This window comes from candidate division WOR-1 bacterium RIFOXYB2_FULL_36_35 (assembly GCA_001771505.1).
Taxonomy (GTDB): Bacteria; Margulisbacteria; WOR-1; order XYC2-FULL-46-14; family XYC2-FULL-37-10; genus XYB2-FULL-36-35.
In genome coordinates this window covers 1-24,401 of sequence record MEUA01000058.1, presented here as the reverse complement: position 1 = coordinate 24,401, position 24,401 = coordinate 1, and the positions used below count along the sequence as shown (strand labels likewise).

General features: G+C 36.0%; 19 protein-coding genes and 11 tRNA genes. 18 read left to right on the top strand and 12 right to left on the bottom strand.

Annotation, left to right across the window (positions count from 1 at the left end):
- Positions 1-375: 375 nt before the first annotated feature.
- The 7 genes from A2290_04770 to A2290_04740 all read left to right on the top strand — a co-directional run bounded on the left by A2290_04770 (position 376) and on the right by A2290_04740 (position 7,549).
- Positions 376-774, top strand: coding sequence for a hypothetical protein (locus A2290_04770; GenBank protein ID OGC13343.1), 399 nt, complete (start codon positions 376-378; stop codon positions 772-774).
- Between the two features lie 39 nt (positions 775-813).
- A complete protein-coding gene (locus A2290_04765) occupies positions 814-1,017 on the top strand; it encodes a 50S ribosomal protein L32 (protein OGC13342.1) in 204 nt (67 codons plus the stop codon).
- Positions 1,018-1,050: 33 nt separating this feature from the next.
- A complete protein-coding gene (locus A2290_04760; protein ID OGC13344.1) occupies positions 1,051-2,019 on the top strand; it encodes a hypothetical protein in 969 nt (322 codons plus the stop codon).
- A gap of 470 nt (positions 2,020-2,489) precedes the next feature.
- On the top strand, positions 2,490-3,416 hold the full coding sequence (locus A2290_04755) for a hypothetical protein (GenBank protein ID OGC13341.1): 927 nt from the start codon (positions 2,490-2,492) through the stop codon (positions 3,414-3,416).
- A gap of 307 nt (positions 3,417-3,723) precedes the next feature.
- Positions 3,724-4,530: a hypothetical protein gene (locus A2290_04750; GenBank protein OGC13340.1), complete on the top strand. Its 807-nt coding sequence runs from the start codon at positions 3,724-3,726 to the stop codon at positions 4,528-4,530.
- Positions 4,531-4,709: 179 nt separating this feature from the next.
- Positions 4,710-5,459 (top strand): 23S rRNA (guanosine(2251)-2'-O)-methyltransferase RlmB, encoded by a 750-nt coding sequence (locus A2290_04745; GenBank protein ID OGC13339.1) that lies wholly within the window; start codon positions 4,710-4,712, stop codon positions 5,457-5,459.
- Between the two features lie 170 nt (positions 5,460-5,629).
- Positions 5,630-7,549, top strand: a complete 1,920-nt coding sequence (locus tag A2290_04740; protein ID OGC13338.1) for a hypothetical protein — start codon at positions 5,630-5,632, stop codon at positions 7,547-7,549.
- 110 nt (positions 7,550-7,659) lie between these two features.
- Here A2290_04740 and A2290_04735 read toward each other — a convergent pair.
- Positions 7,660-7,742, bottom strand: a tRNA-Tyr gene (locus A2290_04735).
- A gap of 230 nt (positions 7,743-7,972) precedes the next feature.
- On the opposite strand from A2290_04735, the gene A2290_04730 reads away from it, so the two are divergent.
- Positions 7,973-8,046: transfer RNA gene (locus A2290_04730), tRNA-Arg, on the top strand.
- 92 nt (positions 8,047-8,138) lie between these two features.
- Positions 8,139-8,212 (top strand) — tRNA-His (locus A2290_04725).
- 187 nt (positions 8,213-8,399) lie between these two features.
- Here A2290_04725 and A2290_04720 read toward each other — a convergent pair.
- The 3 genes from A2290_04720 to A2290_04710 form a co-directional block, all read right to left on the bottom strand.
- Complete coding sequence (locus tag A2290_04720) at positions 8,400-9,632, bottom strand: hypothetical protein (GenBank protein ID OGC13337.1); 1,233 nt, start codon at positions 9,630-9,632, stop codon at positions 8,400-8,402.
- Between the two features lie 275 nt (positions 9,633-9,907).
- Positions 9,908-10,999 (bottom strand): hypothetical protein, encoded by a 1,092-nt coding sequence (locus tag A2290_04715; protein ID OGC13336.1) that lies wholly within the window; start codon positions 10,997-10,999, stop codon positions 9,908-9,910.
- Between the two features lie 28 nt (positions 11,000-11,027).
- Complete coding sequence (locus A2290_04710; protein OGC13335.1) at positions 11,028-11,288, bottom strand: hypothetical protein; 261 nt, start codon at positions 11,286-11,288, stop codon at positions 11,028-11,030.
- A gap of 323 nt (positions 11,289-11,611) precedes the next feature.
- On the opposite strand from A2290_04710, the gene A2290_04705 reads away from it, so the two are divergent.
- The 6 genes from A2290_04705 (at position 11,612) to A2290_04680 (ending at position 18,371) form a co-directional block, all read left to right on the top strand.
- Positions 11,612-12,916: a hypothetical protein gene (locus A2290_04705; GenBank protein ID OGC13334.1), complete on the top strand. Its 1,305-nt coding sequence runs from the start codon at positions 11,612-11,614 to the stop codon at positions 12,914-12,916.
- A gap of 78 nt (positions 12,917-12,994) precedes the next feature.
- Positions 12,995-15,259: a hypothetical protein gene (locus tag A2290_04700; protein ID OGC13333.1), complete on the top strand. Its 2,265-nt coding sequence runs from the start codon at positions 12,995-12,997 to the stop codon at positions 15,257-15,259.
- A 7-nt stretch (positions 15,260-15,266) separates the two neighbouring features.
- A complete protein-coding gene (locus A2290_04695) occupies positions 15,267-16,100 on the top strand; it encodes a hypothetical protein (GenBank protein OGC13332.1) in 834 nt (277 codons plus the stop codon).
- A complete protein-coding gene (locus A2290_04690; GenBank protein ID OGC13331.1) occupies positions 16,087-17,055 on the top strand; it encodes a hypothetical protein in 969 nt (322 codons plus the stop codon). The genes A2290_04695 and A2290_04690 overlap by 14 nt, the downstream gene beginning before the upstream one ends.
- Entirely contained in the window at positions 17,052-17,822 is a 771-nt protein-coding gene (locus A2290_04685) for a hypothetical protein (protein OGC13330.1), read from the top strand. The genes A2290_04690 and A2290_04685 overlap by 4 nt, the downstream gene beginning before the upstream one ends.
- Before the next feature lie 111 nt (positions 17,823-17,933).
- The gene (locus A2290_04680; protein ID OGC13329.1) at positions 17,934-18,371 is read left to right on the top strand and encodes a hypothetical protein; all 438 of its coding nucleotides are present in this window, start codon (positions 17,934-17,936) and stop codon (positions 18,369-18,371) included.
- Here A2290_04680 and A2290_04675 read toward each other — a convergent pair.
- The 6 genes from A2290_04675 to A2290_04650 all read right to left on the bottom strand — a co-directional run bounded on the left by A2290_04675 (position 18,365) and on the right by A2290_04650 (position 20,508).
- The gene (locus A2290_04675) at positions 18,365-18,904 is read right to left on the bottom strand and encodes a hypothetical protein (GenBank protein ID OGC13328.1); all 540 of its coding nucleotides are present in this window, start codon (positions 18,902-18,904) and stop codon (positions 18,365-18,367) included. The genes A2290_04680 and A2290_04675 overlap by 7 nt on opposite strands.
- Positions 18,905-18,975: 71 nt before the next feature.
- A tRNA-Val gene (locus tag A2290_04670) sits at positions 18,976-19,049 on the bottom strand.
- 126 nt (positions 19,050-19,175) lie between these two features.
- A tRNA-Val gene (locus tag A2290_04665) sits at positions 19,176-19,247 on the bottom strand.
- 89 nt (positions 19,248-19,336) lie between these two features.
- Positions 19,337-19,407, bottom strand: a tRNA-Gln gene (locus A2290_04660).
- Positions 19,408-19,499: 92 nt separating this feature from the next.
- A tRNA-Arg gene (locus tag A2290_04655) sits at positions 19,500-19,573 on the bottom strand.
- 389 nt (positions 19,574-19,962) lie between these two features.
- Positions 19,963-20,508 carry a hypothetical protein gene (locus tag A2290_04650; protein OGC13327.1) on the bottom strand — a complete coding sequence of 182 codons (546 nt, stop codon included), beginning with the start codon at positions 20,506-20,508 and terminating at the stop codon, positions 19,963-19,965.
- 298 nt (positions 20,509-20,806) lie between these two features.
- Here A2290_04650 and A2290_04645 point away from each other — a divergent pair, with 298 nt between their 5' ends.
- Positions 20,807-23,500, top strand: a complete 2,694-nt coding sequence (locus tag A2290_04645; GenBank protein OGC13326.1) for a hypothetical protein — start codon at positions 20,807-20,809, stop codon at positions 23,498-23,500.
- A 229-nt stretch (positions 23,501-23,729) separates the two neighbouring features.
- Here the strand turns inward: A2290_04645 and A2290_04640 are convergent.
- Both A2290_04640 and A2290_04635 read right to left on the bottom strand, forming a co-directional pair.
- A tRNA-Asp gene (locus A2290_04640) sits at positions 23,730-23,805 on the bottom strand.
- Positions 23,806-23,827: 22 nt separating this feature from the next.
- Positions 23,828-23,900: transfer RNA gene (locus tag A2290_04635), tRNA-Lys, on the bottom strand.
- A 160-nt stretch (positions 23,901-24,060) separates the two neighbouring features.
- Between A2290_04635 and A2290_04630 the strand changes: the two genes are divergently transcribed.
- Together A2290_04630 and A2290_04625 are read left to right on the top strand one after the other, a co-directional pair.
- Positions 24,061-24,147, top strand: a tRNA-Ser gene (locus A2290_04630).
- A 91-nt stretch (positions 24,148-24,238) separates the two neighbouring features.
- Positions 24,239-24,326: transfer RNA gene (locus A2290_04625), tRNA-Ser, on the top strand.
- Positions 24,327-24,401 lie beyond the last annotated feature (75 nt).

Sequence of the window (24,401 nt, the reverse complement as noted above, 5' to 3'; positions counted from 1 at the left end):
TTTTATTTTGCTAGTATACATTGTTATATTTATATCCATTGTTTTTTTCTCCTATTTTTTTTCCTGTGTGATTTTATATCGGGGGAAAAAAGTTGAAATTTCAGTATTTCTTGATAGTTTCTCCATGTTAACCCGATTATTCTCCCCGATTAAGATAATCGGGGTTCACGTCAGAATCAATAACCAACAAATTGTCAAATATTTACCCCGATTATTCATACCTGGGAAAAGTTTCAACACTCTGCTAGAATTCTGTTCGTCTATAAATAATCGGGGTTTACTCGAGATGAATAATCGGGCTTAAATTGACAATCCTTTCCAAAATAAAGTATAATTTAAATTGTTGTGTCTATAATAGTTGATATTACGCCACTTTTGGAAAAGGTGGGCAAAAGTTTTCATATTGATGAATCGGATACTGTCTCTTATCCTGAAGACAATCTTGTTTTAGTCTCCCCGATAAGATTTGAAGGGGATTTGATTAACACAGGCAGTTCTATTGTTTTAAAAGGGAAAGCTTGTGGTGTGACAAGATTAAGCTGTGCCAGATGTTTGAAGGAGTTTGATTCCCCTTTTGACATTCCTATAAAAGAATCATACATTATAGGTGGCGGGCTTATTCCGGACAAAAAGGAGTTTGAACTAAAAGAGGAGGATTTTGCTTTTCAGATAGAGGAGGATAACAAGCTTAATTTATCCGAGATCATAAGGCAAAATCTTATAACTTTTATCCCTATTAAGCCTTTATGTAGTGAAAAATGCGGGTTAGAGTAAATAATTGATTTAGAGATTTGAAAAGGAGGAATATATACAATGCCTGTACCAAAGAAAAGACATTCAAGATCGAGGCAAGGAAAGAGAAGGGCTGAATCTTTTAGGGCGACGCTCCCTAATTTAGCTAAATGTCCTTCTTGCGGAGAGCCAGTTCTTCCTCATAATGCCTGTTTGTCTTGTGGCACCTATAAGGGAAGAGCAGTTATTAAAATAAAACAACCGAAGAAAAAGGGGAAGGAGTAGTCTTAGGCAGTGGTTAAAATTGCGGTTGATGCAATGGGCGGAGATTTTGCTCCTTTAGAGATAGTAAAAGGGGCGATCTTAGCTTCCAATGAATTTCCTGACATAGAGATAACTCTAGTGGGGAAAAGCGACTTGCTTAATAATTTATTAAAAAAATTATCTGCGGGCGCAAACATATCTATAAAAAATGCTTCTCAGTTAATTGGGATGGACGAAGCTCCTGTATCTGCAGTTAGGGAAAAAAAAGATGCTTCCATAAATATTTCTTTAGAACTTTTAAAGGATAAAAATGTCGAAGCTGTTGTTTCTGCAGGGAATACCGGAGCTTTTATGGCTTCTGCCCTGTTTAAACTCGGGAGAATAAAAGGGATAGAACGTCCCGCCATTGCGACTGTTTTTCCTACGGGAAATTCAAGAGTTCTGCTTTTGGATATGGGCGCTAATGTTGACAACAAACCCAAACATCTTCAGCAATTTGGACAAATGGGAAGTTTGTACGCAAAGTATGTAATGCACGTTAAAAAACCGAGAGTTGCTATTTTGAATATTGGAGAGGAAAAAGAGAAGGGGAATGAATTGACCCAGGAAACATGGGGACTCCTTTCAAAAACCCCAAATATAAATTTTATAGGAAATGTTGAAAGCAAGGAAATTTTAAGCGGAAATGTGGATGTTGTTGTATGTGACGGTTTTGTCGGGAATTTGATTCTAAAGTTTTCTGAAAGTGTTGCTTACAAGATAATGGATATATTTAAAAAAGAGATTTCAAAAAGTTTTATTGCTAAAATAGGGGCTTTCTTAATGTTTCCTGTTTTTAAAGAGCTTAAAAAACAGATAGATTACGATGAATATGGCGGCGCACAACTTTTGGGAATTAATGGTGTGTGTGTAAAAGCCCATGGCAGAGCCAAAGCTAAGGCCATAAAAAATGCAATTAGAGTTGCCTATGAATCGATAAAAGGAGATATTGTCGGTTGTATTCAAAAAGAAGAGAGCAGATAGTTTTGGACTAAAGCTTTTTTTGTAAGACCCCTCGGTATGTTTTTTTTCTTCTCTAATATTTTATCAAGATTAATTCCAGCTTTCCTGCCGGCCCTGACTGCCGTCAGGCAGGCGACAGGCACGGCGCTAAGATGACAAATTACAAAAATTGGCATTATGCAACAGTGCCATAATAACAAATCCTAGAAAACCGTCCCGATTATCCTAATCGGGATTCAGTCGCAGGGTTCCTCAACCCAAATAAGCATTTTACAACGGGCCCAGTATATGGGCTTGTTGCATAATAGCGGTTTTTGCAATTTGTCATCCCCGCGAAAGCGGGGATCCATCTTGTTTTCTGAGAAATAGATTCCCGTTTTCACGGGAATGACCATTATGCAACAGACCCTATATAAGTATTTCTGTTGAAATTTATGTTTTCTTCTTTCGAAGATAAGTAGTTAGAAGATTTTCAAGGAGGTTTATTATTTATGAGTCAATTTGAAGTTAAGGGAAAAAAAGTTTTACGCGATTGGGTGCGTAGTCAACCTGATGGCGCTCGTGATTTAAACAGGCGATTGGTTGATGTGAGAGATGATCTGAAGAGAGGGTCTAATCGTTTAGTCAAGGGACTTAAAGGTGTAGCATCTTTTTGTCGTCAAGAGGTAAGATTTCCTGGTTTGAAAATAGAAGTTGTAAATCCAAGCCGTTCCTATGAGCCTATGAATAGACTTTTTGTTCCTAGTATAGGGCTGGGAAAATCAGGGGAAACCCTTGAGGCTTTTTTAAAAAGTGGTGCGGATGGGGTACATAGATTAACAGCACGGGTTGAGAGTCCGATTGACAAAGCCTCTAATTTTTTAAGATTTGGCAGAGTAGATTTTCGCTTGGATTGTTCTCCTTATGGTAATTTAAGAAACCTGGCTATTTCAACTTCGAGTCAGTTTTATGATGCTAATCTTTGCGAGTTGTTAAAAGTGGTTACATCGGATGAAATTGAGAAATTTATTATAGGAATGATTAGAACAAGGGATCGTTTTGGCGATGTATCTTCAATTTCAATAAGAAAATCTGTGAGGAAAGAAGAATTATCTGAAAGTCGTTTGGTAGAACTAGCGAATTTTTTAAGATTCTTAGAGTTAGACAGAAAAAAAACTTGGGAATATAAAGATAGCCTTTCTAAACACTACTATGATGATAACTTAGATTTGGATTGTAAGTATGACGAATATACTGGAATATCTTCTTTTATTTTTCCAAGAAATGTTAGATCCTTAACTCGTGAAAGGTTACTTCATTGCATGCAGCCTGTAGATATTGTTGATGAAACTTCCACAAAAAATGGATATGAGTGGAGAATCCTAGCCGCAGATTTGAGTTTTAAAATTTTAGAGGAGAAGGGATTGCTTAGAAAATAAGTTTTTTTGCTTAGTTATATTTAACCCCGATTAGGATAATCGGGGTTAAGAACCCCGCATAATTGGTGCGGGGTTTTTGTTTTTGCAGGCTTTTTTTCACCCCGATTAGGATAATTGGGCTTTTTATATATGAACCCTGATTATTCATAGCTCGAGGAATGTTTGACAATTTGTTAGTTATTGATTCTGGGATGAATAATCGGGGTGAAATTTAACTTGTTTATTGAAGATAATCAACTATAGGGAAATTGATTTTTGTTGCTTGGTATCTTTTTTATTGGGTTTTTATAAACAGGAGGAAGATTTTATGGTTGGGTTTAATACCGTGTCTAATATTGGGTGGAAAGTTAGGCGGGTTGTCGATAGGTTTGAATCAGGATGTGTAAGTGTCGCTGGATATTCGATAAAAGCTGCAGATATATTAAGGTCTGGCGTTAGAGTGTCAGGACCCAAGATTTCGTTGTATTCTAAAGGGGGACGATGGGCTGAGAAAAGCATAGAATCTTTCGCTTTTCATATAAGGCCGGGTCGTTTAAGTGAAAAGATTTCTAGGAGATTAGACAGAGTTTCACTTTTTCTTGAAAGTAGCGAAGAACATACTCTTGATTCAGGCGGGTTTAATAACTTAATAAAAGGGACAAGAGCTAAACTAAATGCACTGCACTTTGGCAGAGAAGATTTTAGTTTGATGGTTTTAGGTAGTTTTTGGACATCTATTAAAGAGGCACAGTCACCTGTTTGGATAGAAGATGGGATAGAGCCTGGAGATATTATGCGTTTTATCAGCCATCTCCTTAAAGAAAGAGGGATGTTTGGTTCGGTGTGCGAGGTGAAAATTAAAGGAGAGGTTGCTTTTCGTGATATATTTTATGCAAATGAAAAGTTGTTGGCGCAGATGAATATTCGGAGGGAAGATTGGAGGCATGAACGTTGGTATGTATTATCTTTGCTTAAGCCTTCTTTCTTAGAGGAATGGTTTTTTAAGCTCATTTCTGAAAGTTTGCCTGCGAAAGATTTTATAATAGAGACTCCAACTGAGAATGGACCTAAATGGGAAATTTTACGCGATGATTTGTTTCAAGAGATTTTGAGATGGAAAAACCAGCAGAATTAAGATAAAGGAACTGATTTCAGGCCCCGATTATCATCATAATTGGGGTTAAAAGGTAGAGTTCTTCCTATGGGCTGATGTCGCAGGATCTGTTTAAATGTTGTATTATAAAGTTATTATATATGTTTATTGAAAGGAATTCACCCCGATTAGGATAATCGGGATGAATAATCGGGGTTAATATGAAAAATGAAATAATTGACAATCAGGAATTTGTTTTTGGCAGAAATCCAGTTTTAGAAGCGTTGAAATCTGGCCAATCTATAAATAAAATCCTTATTGCAAAGGGGCTTCATGGAATAGAAAAAATTATTGATTATGCCAGACAAAAAAAGGTTTTGTTCCAGTTTGTTGAAAGAAGCGCGATTGATAAGGTTTGCAGGGAGAATAATCATCAGGGTGTTTTGGCTTATATCTCTCCTAAAAGGTATGTTGAAGTAGAAGAAATCTTAGCTGTCGCGGAGGCAAAAGGTGAGCCTCCTTTTATACTTTTATTGGATAGCATTGAAGACCCTCATAATTTGGGGGCGATATTAAGGACTGCTGATGCTGCGGGTGTTCACGGTGTTATCATTCCCAAAAGGAGGTCTGTCCCTTTAACAAGTACCGTTACCAAAGCATCATCTGGCGCTGTTTTTTATGTTCCGGTTGCACGTGTGAGCAACTTAAATGATGCTATTTATAAATTAAAAGATAATAGAGTTTGGATTGTGGGGCTTGATAGTTTAGCAGAACAGGAATTTACCAAGGCTGATTTAAAGCTCTCTTTGGGGCTAGTTGTAGGGAGTGAGGGGAAAGGATTGTCCAGGCTTGTTAGAGAAAATTGTGATTTCTTAGTTAAGGTTCCCATGAAAGGCGAGATTTCTTCATTGAATGCTTCTGTTTCCGCCGCGATTGCCATGTATGAGGTTGTAAGACAGAGATGGGGCTAGGGGGCAGGAATAATCGGGGTAAATCTTACGGTAATAAAGCTGCAATTTAATCCTATTTTGTCCGATATATAAAAAGGACATTAACCCCGATCGTCATAAATTTCGGGGTTGATTTCTGAGTTCTCCGTGAACCCCGATTATGATAATCGGGGTGAATAATCGGGATTAATATGACAGGAATATCAGTAATAAAAGGCTTCGGCCATCCTAACTCAATGAGAGATTTACCTGTTAAGAGAATTATAAGATTTGATTCTTCTCATGATTTAGGCGAACAAATATCAGGGATAGTCTCTTCACTTCGTTTCCCACAAATTGTATGTGTAGGAGAATTTCATAGTCCTTATACATTAGATGATAATCATCCAGTATATTTATTTAAACAATTGCTTTCTTGTTTTTTCCCGTTTTCTTTTGACACTAAAAAGACCTTGGTATATGAAGGTGTCCCTTACGGGGTTTTATTGAATAGATCGGTTATTGAAGGACTTGGTAAGTTACCATTACCCCAGCCTCTGCGTGATTATTTCCCGGAAATTGTTTCCCAAAGAATGGTGTTGTTAAGAAATATTGAAAGCATTGAAAAGATAGCAAAACATTTAAACTCGGCATTTATCGGGGCGTTTTCTCCTTTAAGTTTAATGGAATTTTTAAAAATATGTTATGAAGGAAACTTTACTTTGCCTGGAGTATTTCCATGCACTCCTCTTGGCAATGAACCCCGATTAGAAAATCGGAGTGAACAAGAAAACTCTACCCCCGAACTAATAGCTAGAAATTTCCTCAAGGTTATACGTGAGCGTGTAATTAATGGAGATCCGGTATTAACATATAGCGGGCTTGCTCATACGATTACCGATCCTCCAACCATAGAAGATCTGGAAAAAATGGAATTAGAAGATATTCATGTGCAATCCTTTACTTCTCTGTTATTGGATGAATTTCGAGATCAAGTGGTTGTTTTTGATCTGCTTTCACCGGGCCAAATTAAAAGCAATTTATATGAAAGGAGTTTTTATCGTTGTTTTCCACAATACAATTTTGTGAATTTTTTGGCAGCTGAAAAATATGGGTCTATTGTAGAATGGGGAAGAAATCAATATTCAATTATATTTCCATCTGGTGAAGGGAATTGTCTTTTAAACCCAGAACCTTTTAGAGTTGGTGGGAGGTATACTAGTTTTAGTGTTACGCCAGAAGATAGATTGTCTTCTCCTCTTGGAGATGCCTTTATTGATCTATGTAAAAGATCTATGCCTGAAGGCGACTCTATCCCTCCTCCGGGTATGTTTTTTCCTCCGGTATCGGAGATTTCATTACATAAGGGAACTGATCAATGGCATAGCTTTAATCTTCTAATAGAATTAATTGATGGAACGGCAATTGCGATAAGCAGCAGCGGCTTTGATAAGATATCGTTGTATGCTTTTTGTGACAAGGGACAAAAAAAACTTTCTTGGGCAGATTGTTTGTCTGAAGAAGTTAGAATTATTTTGGAAGGAGGAGGTCACGGTTTTTTTGATATTGGTAAAACAAGACTTTATTATGATTCAAAAAAACCAGGATATAGATATTACAAAATAGGGGAATTAGGTGATTTAGAACGTTTTGCATGGGAAAAAATGTTAGTTGAAGGAGAAAAAGAGATTTATTCGTTATTCCTAGAAAGAATGGATGTAGGTAGAGATGATTCTGGGCCAGAGGATAAGGCAAAAAGAGATCTATTCTTTGGTAGATGGTATGACAAAATTTGGGATTTAACGGAACAAATAGTAAGTTTATCTGGTTCACAAGTAAAAGCTTTTCATGTTAACATTCCATCATTTGGATTATTACCTGAAACGTTGGAAGGATTAGGTTGGGAAATAAAAGAGATAGTATTAGGCGATAACAATAAAGAAGGTTTTTTAGCGACAAAAGAAAATTGCGCCCCCTTGATTTTTGAACCAACAGGAACAATTGTTAGTCCTTATGATATTTACTATCGTGTAGAGCCTCCCGATTCCGGCATTATTATTTTAAATAGTAGGAGAAAAAAGCCATTAGCTTTGCAAGAAGCTATAAAACTTGCTCTTACTTTAAGGATATAGGGCTGTTATCCCCAGCCTAAAATTTCGAATCTCTAATTTCTCCCTCTTTTGGAGGAGAGCCTGAGTTTTTTCTTTCTGTCTGCGCTAAAGACTCACACTCAAGGCTTAAATGGAGAGGGAAGGATTTGAACCTTCGAACCCGTTAGGGACCTGATTTACAGTCAGGGGCATTTGACCACTTTGCTACCTCTCCGAAAAATTTTGCTTGCCCGCTTTTGGCGAGGCTTAGCAGAATTTAAGGATAAGAATGAAAGAAAAGAATTAGATAAAATAAAATCATTTAAACAAAATTTACCCCTAATTCCTCATTCCTAATCCTATTTTATTATATCTTATGAGGCTTATAGTCGCAAGTTTTCATATACTACGTTTTATTGAACAAAGTTTTCATCTATGAGATAATTTAATAGTTGTTAATTGTACGCGCCCGTAGCTCAGCTGGATAGAGCGGCTGCCTTCGAAGCAGCGGGTCGCAGGTTCAACTCCTGTCGGGCGCTTTTTGGCTTATAGCTAATGGCTTATAACTGGTAATGTTTTATTTTACTTGAAATTGTTATATGCTATAAGCTATAGGCTATAGGCTAATATGGCGGCCTTGGTGTAGAGGTAACACAGCAGATTGTGGTTCTGCTTTCAGGGGTTCAATTCCCCTAGGCCGCCCCAGGTTGAGTAGTTGGTAATTTGTAGTTTGTAATTCGCAAAATACAAATTACAATTGCTAATTACAAATTACAAGCAATCAAACCCAATTTCCAATATCGAATTCCTAATCTCCAATTTCTAATTTAAGTATCACGATGGCAGACTACACCAAGGGTTACGTCCCTAGCAGATGTCTGCTTTTATTTTTCTAAATCTCCTCCACTAAAATCACTTCATTTTTTATTTCTTCATTCAAATGGAAAGAGCAAAAAATAAGAGGGATATCAGGATGTAAAGCTTTAAAATCTTTGCTTGATTTTGAAATAAAGTCTGTTTTATCCACTGTTTTTTTGACTTCTAAAGCCAATGACTTGGAGTTAGCAAGCTCAATTACAAAATCCACTTCAGCCTTATATTTTGTTCTCCAATAACGAAAAACCCTCTCTTGTTTTGTAAGCTGCATTGCTATACCGTTTTCAAGGAGGCTTCCATTGTCAGTCCTTTCATTTATAGATCTGAAATCATCAACAATATAATTCCTTAAACCAGTATCAATAAAGTAAATTTTAGGATTTTTAACTATTTCTCTGCGTTTATTCTTGAAAAATGGTTTTACAAGCTTGCAAATTAAGGTTTTTTCCAAGAAACTTAAATAATGTTTTACCGTTTGATAGCTTAATTCAGAAACTTTTGATATTTCTTGATATTCAATAAGATTCCCAACTTGCAGAGCTAAAGCTTTTAACATTTGTGATAATTTATAATCATCGACAAGGCCTAAAATATCTTTAACCTCTCGCAAAAAATAAGTATTATATATATTTTTTAAAACCAGCTTCTTTTCTTCAATCGAAGAGCTTGTAACTACCCTTGGATAGCCCCCATAAATCAAATATTCTTCATACAGGTCTTGAAGCTTTGATACTTGATTGTTATCGAAATGGAAATGATTTTCTGTCCCAATTTTTTCTAAAAATCGTTTATTTTTCTTGTAAAAAGAAAAAAGCTCTGCATCTTTTCCATTTAAGAATTCTTCAAAATCCAAAGGGAATAACGAAAATACAAATATCCTTCCTACTAAATATTTTACAGCTTGAACTGTTAAGTCTATTGTTGAAGAGCCTGAAATAAATATTTTTGTGTGGGCGGTGTCAAAAATATACTTTAATAATTTGCCGCCTTTTTTAGCATATTGGAATTCATCTATAAAAACATACTTGTAAGGCTTAATGTAAGAGACTATAAATGCATCTATATCATGGACAAATAAATCTAAGATTTTTTTATCTTCAAATGTTAGAAATACGGCCTCTTTTATGTTTTCGAATATATGCCTAATTAATGTTGTCTTTCCGCATTGCCTAGATCCTACAATAGCAATTATTTCTCTGGAATTTAGGTTCCTTAAAATAGCATCTTCTAATTTTCTTGATATATACATAAAAATAAAGCCTTATTGCTAAAATTCAACTATGGTTCAATTATAGCAACGCACATCAACTTGTCAAGCATTTGTCCAAGGTTTTTAAACCACCTGCAACAAACAGGTTCTAACATCGTTTAATAAGCCGCCCCAGGTTGAGTAGTTGGTAATTTGTAGTTTGTAATTCGCAAAATACAAATTACAAAATACAATTACAAATTACAAGAAAAACTGATATTTTCGTTGCAATAAAAGAACAGTTGTCGCCCGTTTTTGGATAATAAGCAGGGTTTTTATACTCCTAACTTGAGCGGGTCTTGTTTTTCCTCGAGGGATATGATTTTTGTTTCAAATTTTTCTATTTTCTTTTCTGTCGAATCATAGGCGGCTGTCAAATTTTTAAGATGGGTACCCATCTTTATGAAATCTTCCAGAACTTTTGAAAAGTCTACTTGCAGCCTGGAAATATTTCTTAATATTTCTTGAGCCTGTTCTTCTATCTGCATTCCTCTTAAACCAAATAAAATGGTCTGCAAGTATCCATAAAAAGAGTTTGGGGAGACAGGGAAAATTTTGTTCTCCATGGCAAACTTGAAAACACTTTTGTCCTCATCTAGATTTTCATCTTTTACAATTATTTCATAATAAACATTTTCCGCAGGAATATACATTAAAGCAAAATCGGCAGTCCCTTCATCGGGTAAAATATATTTTTTCTTTATATCATTTATATGTTTTTTTACATCTCTTGCAAAAGATTTTTTAGCGTTTAATCTTTCGGTGTCAGAGCTGACTTCGATTATTTTTCTAAAGTTTTCTAAAGGAAACTTTGAATCTATAGGGATTAAAAGGTCTTTTAATATTATTACCGCGTCTACCGCTTCACGGCTTTTAAACCTGTATTGTTCCTGATATCTGGACGGTGGAAGGACTTGAGATAAAAGATCGCTTAGAAATAGTTCTCCCATTCCTCCTCTTATTTTAGGGGATCTTAATATTTCCTGCAGAGATGAAATATCACGGCTCAACTCTTTTACCTGTTCGGTAGCCTGATGTACCTCCCCCAGTTTTCTATGGACATCACTTATCACTTTTGCCGCGTTGTCGAGTCTTGAATTGACGTTCTTATCAACATTTTGAAGCGTTTGAGTAAGGTCGGAATTTACTTTTTGCAAGATATTCTGATTGTCAGAATAAAGTTTTGTTATCTGTTCATTCATTTGTCCCATTTGGAGCGTGACTTGGTTTCTTATCCCTTCTAATTGTTGATTTAATTGTTGATCTTTATCCTGATGTGGAGATTTTTGAAGAGAATTTAGTTTGTAGAATATAAGTCCAAGGGCCAGGATAGATATAAAAGATAAGGCAACTGCAACTATTAACATTGAAATATTATAACATCAAACAATTAACTTACAATCTTTTTGGGAGTTCAAATTTTGATATAAGATTTGATACAAGAATGGTAGTAAGTAATGTAAGGACAAGTACTGATTTTATCTTTTCAGAAAAAAAAGAATCTATGGAGTCAATAGTTAAGACGTTTAACAAGATAAGTGGCATTGCTGTTCCAAAAGAAGAAGGACTTTTTTGGGTATATTCCGGTTTTGGTAGTGGCTGAACAGCCCTTTCTACCCCTGCCCAGCGATTAATAGGGCTTGAACTGCTTATCATATTTTATCTTACTCCTTATTTTGTTTGGAATGCCTTTTATTGTCTGCTCTTATTTCTAATTTACTACGTATATATCGTAAAATTTCACTTTTTATTTCAGCTTATGTTATAATTTAAAAAATGTTTCAATTGATAGATACCAGTATATTCTTTATGAATTTGATTTGTAAACCCGGAATTTTAGGAGGATAAAGATTTTTTTTATAATCTTTTTTCTGGCATTAAGAGTAGTTTTGGCCTTTTCTTTTCCATTGACAGCTGATGAATCGTATTACTGGCTTTGGTCGCGGCATCTTTCATTTAATTATGTTGACCATCCCCCCATGATTGCTTGGCTTAACTTTTTTTTAAATAAAATCTTTATAGATCCTGTTGTTTCGGTTAGGATAGGGGCTTTTATCTTTACCTTGCTTGATTTAGTTGTTGTGTTCTTTATTTCCAAAGAGAGTTTTCCGGAAAAAGATAATAAGTTGCATTATGCGACGAGCCTTGTTTATTTGTTAATACCTGGGATTTTCATTACGTGGTTATCATTTATTGTAGATCTTCCTCTTGTCTTTATTTATAATTTGTCTTTATTGTTTTTTATTAAATATTTAAAGTCTTCTTCTGCTAAATATTTATATTTGGTCGGTTTTTTTGTTGGAATTGGATTGTGGGTAAAATATTCTATGTCTCTGCTTTATCTTGTTTTATTTTTTTTCCCTGTTTTGTTTGTAAAACAGAGAAAACTTTTTTCTTTTGCTCATTATTGGATTTCCGGATTTGTAGGATTGTTTGTTTTTTCTCCTCTTTTGGTTTTTGGTCTTTTGCAATTTAAAGAGTCTGTTTTTTTTCATGCAAACAGGATAGGTGATAGCGTCTTGTTTTTAGGAACCTTTGATTTTATTGGAAATCAAATCCTTTTCTTTTCCCCCCTTCTTTTTGTTTTTTTTGTTTTGTGGTTAAAAAATGAGAAGAGATATATTCATAATAATCCGATAAAAATCTTTTTATATTTATCTTCTTTTATCCCTTTTTTGTTTTTTCTTTTATTAAGTATTAAAACCAAAATCTGGCCACATTGGCCGCTAATGTCTTATGCCGGCATTACTGTTTTAATTTCAGGCTGGCTTTATGAAAACAAAAAAATGTTTAAATGTTTAGTCTATGGGATGATTTTTTTTGAGATAATATTTATATTGATCGGTTTGTTTTGTGCCCCTGGCATTTTTATAAGCAGTCATAAGTTTTCAGAAAACAGGCTTTTGGCGGGGAAGATGAATTTTTTTATTTCAGAAAATAAGGTTGATTTTTTTCTTTCAGACAATCATGGATTAGTGGCTCAACTTACTTGTTATGCGGACAAGCCGTTTTTGATGCCTACCGGGGTTTTAAGTGTTGCCGAGGGGGTGTGGGGGAGGGGGCAGTTTGATAAATGGAATAATAGATATTGCAAAAAAGGGGAGAATGTTCTTTTGTATGTAAGAAAAGATTCTTTGGTTTATAGTAAAGCGCAAAAAAATTTCGATAGAATTTATGAGGCGCCGGGGAAATATAAACTTGAGTTTTTTGCTCTGGAGGATTATTTAAAGGATAGTCGATTTTATTTGGCAGAGGGTTGTAAATTAGATAATATTAAGCTTTGAGTTCTTAACCCCGATTATCATAATCGGGGTTAAGGATTTTTGTTATTCATTCACTCTTAATTTTGATATAATAACTTTGTGGCTCGCAAGAAAAATAGCATAAATCAAGAACCTTCACCTTTTGCTCAAGATCTGTCAGGCATACTCCTTGTTGCTTTGTCCGTTTTTATACTGGCATCTAACTTTTCTTCGTCAACAGGGTTTGTCGGATTGTATGTTGTAAAGCTTTCTCTTAGGGCTATCCTTGGAGTGGGTATATACATATTGCCTTTTTTTATAGGTTTTTATGGGCTGCTTTTACTTTTTAGGCGTGAAATAAAAGAATTGGCAACTCGCCTTGTCGGTCTTTTGGTCCTGTTTTTTGCCTTTATTTGTGCGGTTCAGTTTTATTCCTCAAATTATTTTGCATCTGAAATTTCTCATAAAGTAATTCAAGGGGCTGGTGGTTTTTTGGGATTTACTCTGAGATTCGCGATGGAACGGACAATTGGCGCTGTTGGTGCTTATATCTTAATAACGGCTTTTTCAATGATTTCTCTTCTTTTGGTTTTTAATATTACAGTTTTGGACATTGTTAAATTTTTAAAATCTATATTTGCTTTTGTGCCTGAGAAGGCCTTAGAGGCCAGGAAAACAAAATTTCAAACAGTTCAGACTAAGATTCCTGATGTTGTTCCTAATGCAAAAGAGGTTATAACCATGCCTGCGCCTCAATTTTCAGATGTTGAGGCTAATCCGGAACCACATATTATAAATAGTTTTGACTTTGATAATAATGATAAAAACAAAGAAGAAGATGATTTTGAAATTGTTGTTGAGGATAGAAGAGAAAAACAATCTTACAGTAAATATAAGTTGCCCCCGCTCTCTTTGTTGGATGACCCCTCCCCAAAAGACAGGAAAAGACAGGAAAAAATCAGAGAGACAACAGAATTTCGCAAGAAACTCCTTGAGGATACTCTCCAAAGCTTTGGAGTTGGAGCCAGAGTTGTCTCCATAAACCAGGGGCCTGCTGTTACCCGTTTTGAACTTCAGCCTGATCCTGGAGTGAAGATAAGTCGAATAGCATCCTTGTCTGATGATATTGCTTTAAATTTAGCCGCGCAGGGGGTTCGAATTGAAGCTCCTGTGCCGGGAAAATCAGTTATTGGTATTGAGGTTCCAAATGCGGTAATCACTCCCGTAAAATTAAAAGAGATTGCAAAAGCAAATGAGTTTCAAAAGAGTCAATCTAAGTTGTTAGTAGGGCTTGGGAAAGATCTTTCAGGAACACCTATTTTTGGAGATCTATCAAAAATGCCTCATCTTTTGATCGCAGGGACCACGGGATCGGGTAAATCTGTTTGTATAAATGCTTTAATCATAAGTATTTTACTTAGAGCGCGTCCTGATGAGGTTAAACTTATAATGATTGATCCTAAAATGGTTGAATTGTCTATTTATGATGACATTCCTCATCTTCTGGCGCCTGTTGTTACAGATCCCAGAAGGGCTGCCCTTACTTTAAAGGAATGGGTCATGCGTGAAATGGAGAGGCGATATCAAATGTTTTATGATTGTGGCGCAAGAAACATAGATTCTTACAATACTAAGAATTCCGAAGAAAAACTTCCTCACTTGATTGTTATAATTGATGAATTAGCTGATCTTATGATGGTTGCGGCCGCAGAAGTTGAAACAACTATTTGCCGTTTGGCGCAAATGGCTCGCGCAACAGGAATTCATCTTGTTATAGCGACCCAAAGGCCTTCTGTTGATGTTATTACTGGTCTTATTAAGGCCAATATCCCATCTAGAATTGCTTTTGCTGTGGCGACACAAATTGATTCTCGAGTTATTCTTGATTATTCAGGGGCGGAGAAATTGTTGGGAAGGGGAGATATGCTTTATAATCCTATTGGGGCTATGAAGCCTATAAGAATGCAAGGTTCTTTTGTTACTGATAAAGAAGCCGAGCGAATTGTGGATTTTATAAAGGGACAGGCTGCGCCTGATTATTTAGATGAAATAGCGGAGCTTAAAATACCTGAAGGTGAATCTAAAACATCGGATGGGGGAAAGGGTTCATCAAGAGATCCGTTGTTTAATGACGCGGTAAGACTTGTTATTGAGTCGAAAGTGGCATCTACCTCTTATCTTCAAAGAAGAATGAGAATTGGGTATAACAGGGCTGCTAGGCTTATGGATGAAATAGAAGCTGCAAATATCGTTAGCCGTCCCGAAGGAGACAACAAAGGGAGGCGGGTTATTGCTACTTCTGAAATCTTATCCGCATTAAATATTACCGCTATGGTATCTCCTCAAACTTCAAAAGGCGAAGAAGTAGAAGAAGTTTCTGGTTGATTTTATTATGCTAAAACCGTTTAATTTTATATATAGAAATATTGTTGTTTTAATAGGTGTTATATTTCTTTGCTCGACTGCAAGTGCTTTTCCTTCCCGTATAATATCTACAATGCCTTCTATAACAGAAATTCTTTTTGCTTTGGGGCTTCAGTCCAGGGTTGTTGGAGTTACCACAAATTGTGATTATCCAAAAGAAGCTAAAACGAAAGAAAAGATTGGTCGGGTTGCGATTAATTTGGAAAAAGTTTTTTATCTGAAACCCGATCTTATAATCATGTTGGAAGAGGCCCAAGGGCGCAATGCTGAATTTTTAAGGTCTAAAGGGTTGCCTGTGGCTACAATAAGTTCTAAAAGCATAGAAGACGTTTTAATTTCTATAAAAGTTATTGGCGCTTTGACAGGGGTTACGAAAGAGGCTGATATTTTAGTTGCAAAACTGGATAAAAGGTTGACAGAAGCTAAAAATAAAAACAAAAAGGATGTTCGTCAATCTGTTTTTGTAATGGTTGGGTTTAAACCGTTGGTAAGTGTTGGGGAGAGTTCTTTTATAAATGATATACTTTTAAAAGCTGGCGGTGAAAATGTTGTTGTAAGTGATGTCGCGTATCCTCAATTAAATTTTGAAGAATTATACAGACTTGACCCTGATTTTTTAATTGTTCCTTCCAAGCTTTTTGATAAAAAAAATATAAAAAAAGAAGAAAAGCTTAGAAAACTTTCGGCTGTTCAAAATGATAGAATTTTGTTTGTAAATGATGATATACTGTTTAGAGCTGGGCCAAGAGTCGTGGATGCCGTTGAAATAATTGCGAAATTTTTAGCAAATGAAGATCAATAAAAAAAACATATTATATCTTTTGCTTGGAGCTTTGGTGTTGCTTTCGATTATTTCAATGTTTTTAGGTCCTGTTTTTATTTCACCTGAATATCTTTTAAAAAGTGAAATTTTATGGCAGATTAGAATCCCTCGAATTATACTTTCAGCCATGGTGGGAATTATGCTTGGGATCTCGGGTGTGATTTTACAAGGCATTTTACGAAATCCATTGGCCGATCCCTATATTTTAGGAGTTTCTGCGGGCGCTGGGGTTGGGGCGGCTGTTGCAATGGGAGCGGGCTTGAATTTTGTCATTTTTGGTATGAGCGCAGTTCCTGTTCTTGCGTTTGTATTTGCTGTGGTTTCTGTTTTAATTGTATATAAACTTGCCCAGGTTAAAGGTCAGACTTCTACAGAGACATTAATATTGGCAGGTGTTGCTGTCTCTGCTTTTTCCGCTGCCGTTTTAGCTTTAATCATTATAGTTACCGGAGAACTTCAATCCATATATTTTTGGCTTTTGGGATCTTTTTCGATGGCTTCATATGGGGATATAATTACTTTAACCCCTTATTTACTGGCCGGTTTTATTTTTGCTTTCTTTTATTCCAAGGAATTAAATGCTTTAATTTTAGGAGAAGAGATGGCTTTTACGCTTGGTGTTGATGTAGAGAAAATTCGCTTAATTATGATTATTATGGCGAGTCTTATGACTGCTGCTGCTGTTTCTGTCTCTGGGTTAATTGGGTTCGTCGGGCTTATTATTCCTCATTTTGTCAGATTGTTTTTAGGTCCCAACCACAAAACACTTGTTCCCGTATCTGCTTTAGGTGGCGCTATCCTTATGATGGGCGCTGATACTATAGGGAGAACTGTTTTTTCTCCAATAGAAATACCTATTGGCGTTGTAATGGCTTTAATAGGGAGTCCTTTCTTTTTGTATATTTTGAGAAGGAGATATAGAGTTAAAAGGTGAATATTCTTGAAGTGCAGAATTTAGTTTGCGGTTATGGAGATAGCCCTATAATAAGAGACTTGTCCTTTAATGTTAAAGCAGGGGAATTTTTAGGCATCGTTGGTCCCAATGGGTCTGGCAAGACAACACTTCTTAGAGTTTTGAGCGGACTTTTGGTTCCTACCGTAGGGGAGATTAGGTTGGAGGGGGGAGGAGTTAAAAATTATACAAGAAATGAACTGGCAAAAATGATTGCTTTTGTCCCCCAATTAATGGAGCCTGTTGAAGGGTTTTCAGTTTTGGAAATGGTATTGCTTGGGCGTACCCCTTATGTTCAGAGATTTAGATTTGAATCAGATGAAGATGTGCAGATTGCAAAATGGGCTATAAAAGAGCTACAAGCAATGGAGTTTATTGATAAAGATGTTTCAAAACTTTCCGGGGGAGAATTTCAAAGAATTGCGATTGCAAGAGCGCTGGCACAAGAGCCTAAAATAATGTTGCTTGATGAACCTATTTCTCATTTGGATTTGCGCTATCAAGTGAAGATATTGAAACTTCTTAAAAAAATCAGGCAACAAAGGACAATAATTGCCACTTTTCATGATTTAAATATGGCATCTCGCTTTTGTCAGAAGCTTATGCTTCTTAAGCATGGTGAAATTATAGCTTACGGTTATCCAGATGAGGTTGTAACTACTGAAAATATTTGGAAAGCTTATAGAGTTAAGGCTCAAGTCAAAAAAAATCCTCGCACAAAACGGGCAAGCCTGGTTTTTCTTCCATAGCATCCTCTTAATAAATCACCTGAAATTTCTGAGACTTTTAAAAGAATAGGAAACTATATTGGACATTGGTCATTATATAGTGTATAGGGCCCGAAAAGCCAAGGAGGAATTATGGTAGCTCAATCTGTTTATACGGGAAGGCTTTTAAATCTTTTGGTCGCGGAGACCAGACAACTGCTCCTGGTAAGTAAAGGGGAAAGAGAAAGGCCTTTATATAGGCTTCCTCAACCGCTAAGGTTTAAACTGCTTCAAGAGACACTCCCCAAATTAGAGGCTCCTTTATCTGTTGTAAACAACGGGAGGCCGGAAGATGCCCTTAGGGATATTGTAGAAATTATTATATGGGATTGGGATAAGAACCCGGTAGATTCTAACGTTGAAAAAGTATCTAGAGACATGGATATTATTGTGGATTTTGTGCGAATGTTAGCATTTTTAAGTAAATTTGATGTGGGAATTAATATACTAAGGCCTGGTTTGCAGGCTCTTGAGAAGAACCTGTCTCATTTGATAGAAATGATTCCTAAAAATAAAAAAATGCTTCATTGATTTTTTTTGTCAATCAATATAAATCTATATGGTTTTTCCGCCCATTCTTTGGCATAATTTACGCCGATTCTTGGGGTGCGTTTAATATATTTTTTTGATATCTTAATTCCTCTGTCTTCAATCCAAAGTCCGTTTGCAGGGATTGCTTTTTTCCCGTTTAGTTTTTTATCTATTTTTAAATGTTTTGTCACTCTTCCGGGCCCCGTTATTCCTTCCACTCCTCTTATTAAAATAGCAGATGGATAATCTTTTTTATCTGTAACGATATTAAGCATGTGATACAAGCCATATACAAGATAAACATAAAAAACGCCGGCGTCACCAAACATTGTTTTTGTCCTGTCTGTTTTTCCTTTAAAGGCATGGCATGCTTTATCGTGCGGTCCGTCGTATGCTTCTATTTCAGTAATCATCCAGGCAGATTCTTTTTCTTTATAGCGGCGAACAAGAAATTTACCAATAAGCTCTTTGCAGACTGGTAGAGTTTTGCGACCGAAAAAGTCTTTTTTTAGAATTTTAGCTAGAGCCGCCATTTAATTCTTCTTTTGTTGTTTTCTCCTTCTATTTTAGATCATAAGCCATGTGCCATTAGCTATCAGCTAAATGGGCGGTGTAGGAGTCGAACCTACGACCTCCTCGGTGTAAGCGAGGCATTCTAACCAGCTGAACTAACCGCCCTTATGGCTTATAGCTGATGGCTTATAGCTGATGGCTTATAGCTGATGGCTTATAGCTGATGGCTTATAGCTTTCTACATAAGATATTTTTTAGCTATAAGCCATTAGTCATGAGCCATTAGCTGACTGGGCGCGAGAGGGATCGAACCTCTGACCTCTTCCGTGTGAAGGAAGCATTCCACCACTGAACTACGCGCCCTTATAGCCTATAGCTTATGGCTTATAGCTTATGGCCTATAGCCTATAGCTTATGGCTTATAGTCGATCCATTTCGCGATGCAAATTCCACTGGCGGACAGGGATTTGAACCCCGACTGTCGCCTTCAAAGGGCGATGGCCTACCATTAGCCGATCCGCCATTATTGCTAATAGCCTATAGCTAATGGCTTATGGCCAAAAGCAAAAACTATTAATACAAAAAATAGCCAACAATAAAATTATATCACACTCTTGCGCCCAGAGTGATTCGAACACTCGACCTTCTGTTTCGTAGACAGACGCTCTATCCATCTGAGCTATGAGCGCATTTTAAAAAATAGATATTAGAAATTGTCAATTAGATATTAGTTGAATCAAAAAGAAATCAATCTCCAATATCCAATCTCTAAATTATACCGTATTTACCCCGATTATTCACCCCGATCAGGATAATCGGGGTTTAAAAACGTTGCGCTATTCCTCAAAAAATCTGACGATAATTCGTCATGTTTGGGTTGTTTAAATAGAGCATTCATTTTACAAAAACCATTTTAACTTTACCATCTTCCCAGATAGCAATGGGACGGTCTTCCTTTTTATGTTGCGATAAGACTTTTTTTACAGCTTTTTTCATAGCAAGCTCTGCTTTTTTATGCAATGGTAACTGTTTTTTTTTCATAGCTTCACCTCAAATTGAGTAATTATGCCCTTAAATGTTACATCGTTAATAACATCAATATGTGTGTTAACTTTTGGGCTATAAGTTTTGGCTTTTTTGCGGAATTATCAAATAACAACCATGTGTTTAAGAAAAAGCGATATATATTAAAAAAATTCATAATGCTTCTATTGAAACGCCTTTTTACATCTTCACTTGGAATGTCGTGTCCTCCTTCAGCAACTCTATCTTTAATTCGAGCTAGAGCTAATTGTGTGTTTGGTATCCATAAAAAAAATAAATGCAGTTTATATTCCATTTTTTTTAAATCTTTGAAATGTTTCAGATAGGTTTTTCCTGAAAGCGTTGTTTCAAAAGCAAAATCCATTCCTTTTGCCGAAAAATCTTCTATTTGCCGTAAAACCAATTTACCTGCTTTAATTGCAGATTGTTGAGGAAAAAAAGGAGATAATCCTTGAGCAATAAGATCTGCATTTATAAAATTGGAACATTTTGCATATTCCGGCAAAAAGGTCTTAGCAAAAGTAGTTTTTCCAGAACCATTAGATCCTGCGATAATATAAACATTTTTAGGCTTTTTCATAAGTATTTTTAATACTATACCAAATTATGTTATGCTTGTCACGATCGTTAGACTCGGGGTCGAATTTCGCTTTATATGTTCTTCTTACCCTGTTTCATGTAAGTTTTGTTTTGTATAAAAGGAGGCGAAATGATGATGCGGAGATATCAACGTTGCAATGAGTGTTAATGTTACTTATGTTGTGACATAGGGATATAGGACAACTAACAACCCAAAATAAATTGAAATTTTTTCTTTTAACCTCCGAAGGTTTTGTGTATATAAAATTAGTTTCAAATAAATAACGGAGGAATTAGTTATGGAAATACTTTTATTATCACCTGTGATGGCATTTGGCGGATGTGGAAATAGTGAATCAGAACAACCAAGCAAAAAAAATAAAAATCAATTTCCTGAACCTGATTGTGGTTCTTGCGTAATAAATCCACCAGTTCATCCTGACAACATTGAAAAGTTATCTGATCCCTCAGATCCTGAAGCTACTTTAAACGATGAAATTGAGATATTAGAATATCTTTTATCAGCAGAACCTCAAAATAATGAAGCCATCTCTAAAAGCGCCGAAAAGATTGCTTATTTGATAGCTGTTATTTATTGCAATTACGGCTCCGATAAAGCTTGTGATCTGTTTGCTTCTTTATCTGAAACCTTTGGTGTTTGGTGGGTAGCAGGCGCAGAAGAAACAGGAGCTAAACAGGCAGTTTTACAAAAACTTGTAGATCAGAATATGGAAATAGCGGCTGACCTGCTTATTTGTTTGGATAATGGTTCAGAGGTTATAGCGTCTGCTGACCTTTCACCTCAAGAGAAGGCGGCCTTGATAAGCGAAATATTTAAAAGAGATAAAAAACTGGCTAAAGATATTTTTTTAGAAGTAAAAGATCCCATTTTTGAAGTTTCAACTCTCTTTCCTCAAGACCTTTTTGCTTCTATTCAAAGCAATGAGATTTTGGCATACCTGTCGGACAGAGAAAATTATAACGATTTTGAAGATTGGGGGGAGAATAATTTTGTATATAATTCTCTCGGAAGACTACGATTTTTGAGTCTTGTTCAATATATCTCAAGAAGCTATGGCGAAGAAAAAGCTGTTTCGCTAATTCGCAATTTATTATTTTGTAATCCAGAAATTCAATCCTCTCTGCAAGGAGATGACATTCTACGGAATGTAGAACGCCAAGTTTTTGTCCGTAATCTTTTTGCTGAAATTCTGGAAAGAGACAACAACCAAGGGACAAGATTGATAAAAGCTTTTTTTAAGATAGATTATGATTTTTCCTTGTCATTCTTTTTAACCAAGGAAACGATTATGGCTTTGAACTTATCTCCTGATCAAATAGCGGAATGGATTGCATCAGCTTATGATGCAACTGGAAAAGGAAACGAAAAAACACAAAACATTAAAAATTTCTTTAGGTCTCCTTTTCTTTCCAGGGAATATAGTATAACAGAAGAAGAATTTAAAATAAAAATCTTTAAGGCTCTTTTTGAGAAATATCCGAAACAAACAGTAGAATTATTAACTTCTGGAGCTATTAATAAAAACCAAATTTCTGACGCATTAGCAGAAAAGCTATCAAAAATGATAAATGAAAAACATGCCTATCTTAACGATTCTCAGATTTCTTCTTATTTACATCCCATGGACTGGATTCTTTCCAACTTGTTTTCGTCATTTATATTATTTCTGTATGATGGATTGGGGCAAGAAGAAGCGGGGAAAGCTCTCAATAGTTTATGCGAAAGCCAAACTAGCAGTAACGTTTTAAAAATGCTTGAACTCCTTTTCTCAATTGACCGGGATAAAACAACAACTCTTTTAATCAACGAACTTAATTCTGACTATTCTTCATATGTTGCAGAATTGTTTGATAAAATATTTCTTTCGCCTTATTATTACTTGGCCGAGGGTAAACTGCCAGATCTCTTGGTTGCCCTTTATGACGCAAGGAAAGGTGATAGGGCAATAGCTGGAAAGATTTTCTATAATCTTAAAAATGATATTTTAAAATATATTATTGCTAGTGCACTTCTTCGAAATTATCCCGAATACGCAGCGCCTATCCTGACTTTGGGAGAAATTTCAAAAGGATATTTAACTGTTGATGAAATAAAAAAAATTGAAAGAAGCCATTCATTTACATGGCAGGATGTGGTCTCTTCGATGATTTTAAAGGTTTATGATAAAGCAGATCCTTACATTAAACGGATAATTTTTTTCAGAATATTAGAAAACAATCTCATTGGTCTTGCTGACAAGTGGAAGATTTTATATAAAATTGCAAGGCAAGGAGGAGAACATTCTGCCGCTGATATTATTTCACCTAATTATTATGACACCCAAATTCTTGCTGATGTTATAAGTTTTCCTTTTGGCAAAGAAGGCACTACAAATGAAAGAAAAGCAATCATCATAATATTATCAGAACTATATGCTATAAATCTTGCTCCAGCAAGCTGTGTGATAAGAAGGATAAGCGACCCGGCGATCGTTTCAACAATTATCTTAGGAATTTATGGTAGAATGCCCTCTTACGGCAGTAACCTCTTGGATATCATTTTATCTAAGAAAAACCAGGATATTTTATTCGAAATAATGTCAAATAATATTTCAAAAGCGGCCAGGCTAGTCACTAGTACTAACAGCAGATCCAGACTACATATTGATCTCGCCGGCATAATAATTGATCAAGTGAATTTACCTGAGGAAGACAACAAAACAAAAGAACTTGCTAAACTATTGGTTGAGACAATAAAAATAAAGGCAAACATTGATGGAAGTTGTAATTTCGCACAAGATGTTTTTTATTATCTTTGTAGTTCTATTCCTGCACATGTGACGACTAGTTCTGAAAGCTATTCTGCGTATTGGAATAAAATGTATGATAATTTGAAGAAATTTTTTGACATATTTCAAGCAGAGGCGAAGGCGCAAAATGTTGATGTTTCTTGGATAAATATGCCTAACCTACTTTATCTTAGAGACTTGTAACGGGTAAAGGCTCATCTGTGTGTATTTTCACCTGTTATAAGCTTGAACAAAGTTGACCCATTGCGGCCAACAAGTCCGATACGTTTGCCACTATGTATATTAACCCCGATTATTCATAGACTAACAAAATTTTAGCAGTCTATTAGAAAATTCCTTAGGTGTGAATAATCGGAAAGTTGAGCGGCTCTTCATCAAATAAGAGGCCAAAGACATTCTCGCTTGGACTATACGGGCCCGAAGGGATTTGAACCCTCGGTCTCCTGCGTGACAGGCAGGCGTGTTAAACCGGACTACACTACGGGCCCACGTTTTTTATAATAAAAGAATTGACCTGCCTGGGACTCGAACCCAGCACCACTTGCTTAAAAGGCAAGTGCTCTACCAGATGAGCTAGCAGGTCTTGTTTTAGGACAACAAATTAAAATTATACCAAAATAGAGGAAAATAGACAACCAAAAGTTCGTAGGGTATAATTGGAGAGTGTGAGGTTTTGTGTGCGAAATGTAATTCGTAATTAGCAATTGTAATTTGTATTTTGCAAATTACTAATTACCAAGCACGGAGGAGTGGCCGAGTGGTTGATGGCACTAGTCTTGAAAACTAGCATACCCGAAAGGGTATCAGGGGTTCAAATCCTCTCTCCTCCGGTCGAGTTTGAGTTTGAGTAGTAAGTCTTTAGCCTTTGCATTTTGTTTCTGCTAAATACTAAAGACTCATACTCACACTAAAGACTTAAATGGAGGAGTACCCAAGTGGTTGAAGGGGACGGTTTGCTAAACCGTTAGTGGCTTTGCCAGCGAGAGTTCGAATCTCTCCTCCTCCGCCAATTTTCACTTTTTGTGAAATCGTAAGAAACAGCCTCGGCGCAAAGCGCCTCGGCATGGTATTTTTCCGCAATTTT